The sequence below is a fragment of the Amycolatopsis kentuckyensis genome (genome assembly GCF_002155975.1).
GTDB lineage: Bacteria > Actinomycetota > Actinomycetes > Mycobacteriales > Pseudonocardiaceae > Amycolatopsis > Amycolatopsis kentuckyensis.
Map to the genome: position 1 here is coordinate 1 of NZ_MUMI01000618.1, position 7,206 is coordinate 7,206.

Here is a 7,206-nt window from a genome sequence, read left to right on the forward strand (position 1 = left end):
CCGGGCCGGTCGAGACGAGGTCGCGGTGCAGGGTGAACCCGATCAGCTCGACCAGCCGGCGGGCCTCGGCCGGGGCGACGCCGACGGTGGCGGCGAGCCGGTCGACGCCCACCGGGTGCCGGCCGGCCCGGGTCAGCTTCAGGGCGGCCCAGGCGAGCCGGGCGGCCGCGACACGCTCGGTCTGCGAGGTCGTCATCGTCCGGCTCCTTCCGGGATCGATCCCTTCGACGTTAGGCGCCGGTGAGGCGGGCCGACAACGACACGATCGGACATTTTGCCGTAAACCGAAGACACCGCCCCCGAACGGCCCAGTGAGTCACCCAGTTGGTCCGAAAAGGACCATCAGAGCAGGCGCAGCTGCTCCGCGGGCGCGGCCTGGGCCGCCGGCAGCTCGGGACCCCGCGCGTCGAAGCCGGACTTGCGGTCCAGGCCGTGCCGCCGCAGCAGCGGCCCGACCCGCGCCGCGAGCCCCTCGCGGTAGGCCTTCCGCACGTAACTCCCCCGCGCGTACAGCTCGCGGTACCGCGGGACCAGCTCCGGGTGCGTGCCCGCCAGCCAGCGGCCGAACCACTCGCGCGCCCCGGGCCGCAGGTGCAGCGCGAACGCCGTCACGCTCGTCGCGCCGACGTCGGCGAGCTGGGCGAACAGCGCGTCCAGTGCCTCTTCGGAGTCGGTCAGCCACGGGAGCACCGGTGCCACCAGCACCGAGCACGGCAGCCCGGCCTCGCGCGCCTTGCGCACCAGCTCCAGGCGTGCCCGCGGGCTCGGCGTGCCGGGTTCGAGGCGGTGCTGCAGCTCTTCGTCGAGCAGGGCGATCGACACCGCGAGCCCGACCGGCACGTCCCGGGCGACGTCCCGCAGCAGCGGCAGGTCCCGGGCCAGCACCGTGCCCTTGGTCAGCACCGACAGCGGCGTGCCGGAGCGCGCCAGGGCCGTGATGATGCCGGGCATCAGCCGGTAGCGGCCCTCGGCGCGCTGGTAGGGGTCGGTGTTGGTGCCCATGGCGACGTGCTCGCGCCGCCACGACGGCTTCTTCAGCTGCGCGGCCAGCACCTGCGGAGCGTTGATCTTGACGACCACCTGGGTGTCGAAGTCGCGGCCGGCGTCGAAGTCGAGGTAGGTGTGGGTGTTCCGGGCGAAGCAGTTGTGGGACACCATGCCGTCGGCCACGAAGTCGCCGGTGCCGGTGGTGATGTCGAACAGCGGCAGCTGCAGGCCCAGCGGCTCGATCGCCTCCACCCGGCGGCGGCTCGCGCCGATCACCGCGCCTTCGAGGGATCGCTTCCACGTCACGGCCGGGTTGCCGACGTGGAAGAACCGGAGCACCTCGCCGACCCCGCCGAGCAGCCGGATCTCCTGGCGCGTCGGGAACTTCGGCACCTCGTCCAGCTGGTGGGTGAAGCCGAACCGGTCGAGCGCGGCGATGAAGGCGTCGGCGATCTCGGGCTCGTCGTGCGCCACCGCGAGGACGCCGCGGCCGTAGTCGCCCGCGATGTCGAAGACGCCGGCGAGGAACCCGCGCTGCCAGTGGGCGTCCGGATCCGGCGGTACCTTGAGAAAACCGACCGACGCGCCGAAGTCCGGCAGGTAGCGCAGCGCGCGGGCGGCGGCGTCCGGCTCGGCGGCGAACCCGCCGGAGCGCAGCATCCCGCAGAGGTAGCCGGCCCGGTAGCCGAGCGTCTCGTCCGGCGTCGGCGCGAACCGGCCGACGCCGATCAGCTCGGTGCCGGGCTCCAGGTGCGGCCGCTGCGCGGCGCCGAACTTGCTGCCGGTGACGTGCTTCCAGCCCTTGCTCGTGAGGAACCGGTGATCACCGCCGGCGACGAGCCGGGTGCCATCTTCGAGGGTCACCCGGTAGGCGGCGCGCAAGGTGGTCCAGTGGGCTTCGACGCGGGTCGGCACCAGCCGCCGGGACGCGCCGTGGCCACGGGTGCCGTAGATCTCGTCGCCGACCTTCAAGTCCGACAACGCCTTCGTCCGGCCGTCGGCCATCAGGATCCGGGTGCCGCCTTCGAGGCAGTAGGTGCAGGCGTGCGAGCAGCCGCGGTAGGGGTTGACGGTCCAGCCGAAGGGCACGCCGGAGCCGGCGGGCACCTTGTTCAGCACCGACCGGGCGTGCACCTCGTGAAAGGTGACGCCGTCGAATTCCGGTGACCGCACCGATCGCACCAGGCCCTCGAGCCCGGGCAGTGCCGGTTCACCCTCCCCTGTCCGCTGCCGATCCCATCGCACGGCGCCAGTCGAACATATGTTCTAGACGAGTGTCAAACCGGTTCGGGGCAAGCGGATCACGTGGTGCCGGTGGTGTTCGTGGGACGGATGGGACGGTGCTGGGCCGACCGGGTGGCGTTCCGGCCGGCCCCTCAACCGGCTTCTCCCGGCCCGCGTGGGCGTCGTGGACCCATCCGCGACACGGAAGGCAGGAACCGATGACTTCTCGAACCGCGAAGATCGTGCTCGCCGCGACGCTGACGGCCGCCGGGCTGTCCGTCGCCGTGGCCGCACCCGCGGCCGCGGCGCCCGCGTACTGCACCGCCTCCCAGTCCGGCAACGGGGCGACGGCCTACTGCTACGCGTCCGCTTCCGGCACGCAGTTCCGGGCCGTGGCCTACTGCCGGTACCTGACGCCCAGCGGCAGCTTCGACTACTCCAACTTCTACGGCCCGTGGCGGGTGCAGGGTGATCCCTACCGTTCCACCGTGGCCTGCGGCGCCGGGTGGAGCTACCTCAGCGCCAACGCCCAGGTGCGGTGAGGCATCACGAGAAGCGCTCCAGCGCCCGGATCTTGTTGGTCGCGTCCAAGGCCGCCACCTTGTACGCCTCCGACAGGGTCGGGTAGTTGAACACCGCGTCCACCAGGTAGTCGACCGTGCCGCCGCAGCCCATCACCGCCTGTCCGATGTGGACGAGGTCGGTCGCGCCGGTGCCGAACACGTGGACACCGAGGAGCTTGCGGTCCGTAGTCGACACCAGCAGCTTCAGCATGCCGTAGCTGTCGCCGGTGATCTGGCCGCGCGCCAGCTCCCGGTAGCGGGCGATGCCGACCTCGTACGGCACCGACGACGACGTCAGCTGGGCTTCGGTCGCGCCGACGTACGAGATCTCGGGGATCGTGTAGATGCCGATCGGCTGCAGCGCGCCGAGCTCGTGCGCCGGCTCGCCGAACGCGTGGTACGCCGCGAGCCTGCCCTGGTCCATCGACGTCGCCGCCAGGGCCGGGAAGCCGATCACGTCGCCGACCGCGTAGATGTGCGGCACGGCCGTGCGGTAGCTCTCGTCGACCACCAGGCGGCCGCGCTCGTCCGCGGTCAGGCCCGCCGCCGCCAGGTTGAGCTCGCCGGTCATGCCCTGGCGGCCGGCGGAGTACATGACGCCGTCGGCCGGGATGCGCTTGCCGCTGACCAGCGTCGTGATCGTCGCGTGGTCGGACACCGCCACGTCCGCGACCTTCTCGCCGAAGCGGAAGGTGACGCCGAGGTCGCGCAGCTGGAACTTGAGCGACTCGACGATCTCCGGGTCGCAGAAGTCGAGCATGTGGTCGCGCTGCTCGACGACGGTGACCCGCGAGCCGAGCGCGGCGAACATCGACGCGTACTCGATCCCGATCACCCCGGCGCCCACCACGACCAGCGACGACGGGATCTGCTCGAGCCGCAGGATCTCGTCGGAGTCGAGCACGCGGGCGGCGTCGAAGTCGACCTGCTTGGGCCGCGCGGGGCGGGTGCCGGTGGCGATCACGATGTGGGCGGCCGACAGGGTCCGCCGGTCGCCGCGGTGGCGGCCTTCGACCAGGACGGTGTTCGGGTCGGCGAAGGAGCCGGTGCCGTCGATCAGGTCGATGTGGTTGCGCATCAGCTGCGCGCGCACGACCTGGACCTCCCGCCCGACGACGTGCTGGGTGCGCGCGAGCAGGTCGGCGATGGTGATGTCCTGTTTGACGCGGTAGCTGGCGCCGTAGAGCTCGCGCTGGTTCATGCCGGTCAGGTAGAGCACGGCTTCCCGCAGGGTCTTGGACGGGATGGTGCCGGTGTTGACGCACACCCCGCCGACCATGTCGTGCCGGTCGACGACCGCCACCTTCTTGCCGAGCTTCGCCGCGGCGATCGCGGCCTTCTGCCCGCCGGGGCCCGAACCGATGACGATGAGGTCGTACTCGTGCTCGCTCACGACGTCGAGCCTGCGCACCCGGCGGGCCGGGCGCAACCCCCTCCCGGTGAAGATCCGCGCGCGAACGGCTCGCCGGGTTAGCGTGTTCCGGTGCTGCGCGTCGCACTGCTGGGCGAGCAGGTGATCGCCGACGACGAAACCGGCGCCGTGCTGACGCGGTCGCCGCGCTCGGTCGCGCTCGTCGCGCACCTCGTCGTGCACGCCGGCCGAGCACAGCCGCGGCGGCTGCTCGCCGGGCTGTTCTGGCCGGACTCCACCGACGCGCAGGCGCTCACCAACCTCCGCCGCGAGCTGCACCAGCTGCGGCGGGTGCTGGGCGACCCGGCCTCGCTGAGCGTCACCGGGCAGGACCTGTGCTGGCGGGACACCCCGTCGAGCCGGGTGGACGTGCGGGAGTTCGCCGTCGCGCACCGGGCCGCCCTCGCCGCCGAGGATCCCGGCGCGGCCGCCGGCCACGCGCGGGCCGCGCTCGCGGCCTACCGCGGTGAGCTGCTGCCCGGCCTGGCCGACGACTGGGTCCTGGCGGCCCGCGCCGAGCTCGAACGCCAGTGCGTCGAGCTGTGCGACCTGCTCTGCCGGACCCCTTCGGGCGATCCCACCGCCGCGCTCGCCGCGGCCCGCCGCCGGATCGCGCTGCGGCCGCTCGAAGAGACGGGCTACCGGACGCTGATGGCGCTGCAGGCCGAGGCCGGCGACCGGGCCGGCGCGGTGAGCACCTACCACCGGTGCGCGTCGGTGCTCGAACGCGAACTCGGCCTCGTCCCGGCCGAGCCGACCCGCGCGGCACTGCGGCGGCTGCTGGCCCGGCCGGACCCCGAGCTCCGGCGGGCGGCCGCGCCCGGGCTCGTCGGCCGCGCCGCGGAGCTGGCCCGCCTCGGCGAGCTCTGGCGGACGGCCGCGGCGGGCCGCGCCGGGTTCGTCCTGGTGCACGGCGACGCCGGCGTCGGCAAGACCCGGCTGGTGGCCGAGCTGGCCGGGCTCGCGCGCGCCGAGGGCGCGCTCGTGGCCGCCGGCCGGTGCTTCGCCTCGCCGGGGCGGCTCGCGCTGGCGCCGGTGGCCGACTGGCTGCGCACGCCGGCCGTGCAGCGGGCGGCGACGTCGCTGGCCCCGGTGTGGCGCGCGGAAGTCGACCGGTTGCTGCCGGCCACGCGGACGGCCGGCGGCGGGCACCCGACCGTCGACGCGTGGCAGCGCCTGCGGTTCTTCGAAGGGCTGGCCCGGGCGCTCACCGCCGGCGGGCGGCCCGTGCTGCTGGTGCTCGACAACGCGCAGTGGTGCGACGAAGAGACGGGCGCGTTCGTCACCTTCTGCCTCGGCCTGCTGCCGGAGGCGCCGCTGCTGGTCGCCGCGACCCTGCGCGACGGCGACCCCGGCCCGGGCGTCGCGGCCTGGACGGCCCAGCTGCGCGACGACGGGAGGCTGACCGAGCTGCCGCTGCGCCCGTTCGACGCCGCCGGCACCGCTCGCCTCGGCGAGGCGGTCGCCGGCCGTCCACTGTCCACTTCGGATCGTGAACTGCTGCACGCGGCCACCGGCGGTTATCCGCTCTACGTCGTCGAAGCCTTGCGGGCGCACGATTCCCCGCCGGCCGAGGGGCTGGCCGCCGTGCTACGGACGCGGCTCGAGCAGCCGGGCCCGGCCGCCCGTGAGATCGCCGGGCTCGCCGCCGCGGCCGGCCGGGACGTCACCCTCGAGCTGCTCACCGAGGCGAGCGACCTCGACGCGGACACCGTCGTCGACGCCGTCGACGAGCTGTGGCGGCGCCGGATCGTGCGCGAGTTCGGCGGCGCTTACGACTTCACCCACGACCTGCTGCGCGAGACCGCCTACCAGCAGGTCAGCCCGCCGCGGCGGTGGCTGCTGCACCGGCGGCTGGCCCAGGGCCTGGAGCTGCTGCACGCCGGGGACACCGACGCCGTGGCGGCGCAGCTGGCCGAGCAGTACGCCCGCGGCGGCCGCCCGGACCGCGCGGTCGCGCACTACCGGCGGGCGGCGGCCGTCGCCGCGGGCACGTTCGCCCACGCCGAAGCGATCCGGCTGCTGCGGGAGGCGCTGGCGCTCGTCCGCGCCCGGCCGGCGAGCGGCAACCGCGACCGGGACGAGCTGGCCGTCCTCGAAGCGCTCGCCGGGCCGCTCAACGCCCACCAGGGCTACTCGTCCCCCGAGCTGCAGCGCACGCTGGAGCGTTCGCTCGCGCTGGCGGAGTCGCTGGGGGACGAGGAGGCCGCGCTCACCGCGCTGCTGGAGCTGTGGTCGTCGCGGTTCGTCCAGGGCCGGACGGTCCAGGCCCACGAGGCGGCCGAGCGCGCCCTCGGGTTGCTCGCGCCGGGCACGAGCGCCGAGCAGGGCGGTTCGGCGCACTTCATCGTCGCGGGCTCGTCGCTGAGCCTCGGGCACGACCCGGCCGGGGCGCTGCGGCACTTCGAGCTGGGCGCCGAACGCACCCGCGGCGCGTCGTCGTGGCCGATCGGCACCCGCCCGGACGTCCACGGCCCGGCCTGGGCGGCGCACGCCCACTGGCTGCTCGGCGACGAGGACGCGGCCGTGGCGTCCGGTGCCGAGGCGATCGCGCTCGCCCGGCGGATCGAGCACCCGTACAGCCTGGCCATCGCGCTGGCGTACGCGGGCATCACCCACCAGATGCGCCGCGACCGGAAGGCGCTGGAGGCCGCGGTGACCGAGCTCCGGGCCCTGTGCGACCGGTACGGCTTCGCGTACTACCGCGAGTGGGCGCTGCTGCTGGGCGGCTGGGCCCACGGCGGCGCGGCCGGCCTGGCGGCGGCGCAGCAGGGTGTCGCGAACCTCAAGGCCGAGGGGGCGTTCGCGCGGATGCCGTACTGGTTGTCGCTGGTCGCGGAGCTGTCGGCGCCGGACGCGGCCCGGGCAACGCTGGACGCGGCGCTGGCGGCCGGCGAGGCCCGGGACGACCGCTGGTGGCTGCCGGAGGTCCTGCGCCTGCGGGCGCGCCACGACGCCGATCCGGTCCCCCGGCTGCGCGCGGCGGCGGAGCTGGCCCGCGCGCAGGGCAGCATCGCCCTG

4 protein-coding genes and 1 pseudogene are annotated in these 7,206 nt (G+C 74.5%); 2 read left to right on the forward strand and 3 right to left on the reverse strand.

Features of this window, described 5'->3' with window-relative positions; all coding sequences use genetic code 11:
- Both CCN39_RS43855 and CCN39_RS43860 read right to left on the reverse strand, forming a co-directional pair.
- Nucleotides 1-196, reverse strand: a pseudogene (locus tag CCN39_RS43855) (organomercurial lyase); the annotation flags it as partial.
- Nucleotides 197-342: 146 nt separating this feature from the next.
- The gene (locus CCN39_RS43860) at nucleotides 343-2,232 is read right to left on the reverse strand and encodes an intein-containing Rv2578c family radical SAM protein (RefSeq protein ID WP_208630648.1); all 1,890 of its coding nucleotides are present in this window, start codon (nucleotides 2,230-2,232) and stop codon (nucleotides 343-345) included.
- Between the two features lie 197 nt (nucleotides 2,233-2,429).
- Between CCN39_RS43860 and CCN39_RS43865 the strand changes: the two genes are divergently transcribed.
- The gene (locus CCN39_RS43865; protein ID WP_086852624.1) at nucleotides 2,430-2,753 is read left to right on the forward strand and encodes a hypothetical protein; all 324 of its coding nucleotides are present in this window, start codon (nucleotides 2,430-2,432) and stop codon (nucleotides 2,751-2,753) included.
- Between the two features lie 4 nt (nucleotides 2,754-2,757).
- On the opposite strand, the gene sthA is transcribed toward CCN39_RS43865, so the two are convergent.
- Nucleotides 2,758-4,167 carry a Si-specific NAD(P)(+) transhydrogenase gene (gene sthA, locus CCN39_RS43870; RefSeq protein ID WP_244211287.1) on the reverse strand — a complete coding sequence of 470 codons (1,410 nt, stop codon included), beginning with the start codon at nucleotides 4,165-4,167 and terminating at the stop codon, nucleotides 2,758-2,760.
- Nucleotides 4,168-4,257: 90 nt separating this feature from the next.
- On the opposite strand from sthA, the gene CCN39_RS43875 reads away from it, so the two are divergent.
- The coding region (locus tag CCN39_RS43875; RefSeq protein WP_086852628.1) for an ATP-binding protein at nucleotides 4,258-7,206 on the forward strand (2,949 nt) is incomplete at its 3' end.

Bases quoted from the DNA above. Each gene is read 5' to 3' on its own strand.
- CCN39_RS43865 (WP_086852624.1), top strand. From the start codon at position 2,430: ATGACTTCTCGAACCGCGAAGATCGTGCTCGCCGCGACGCTGACGGCC.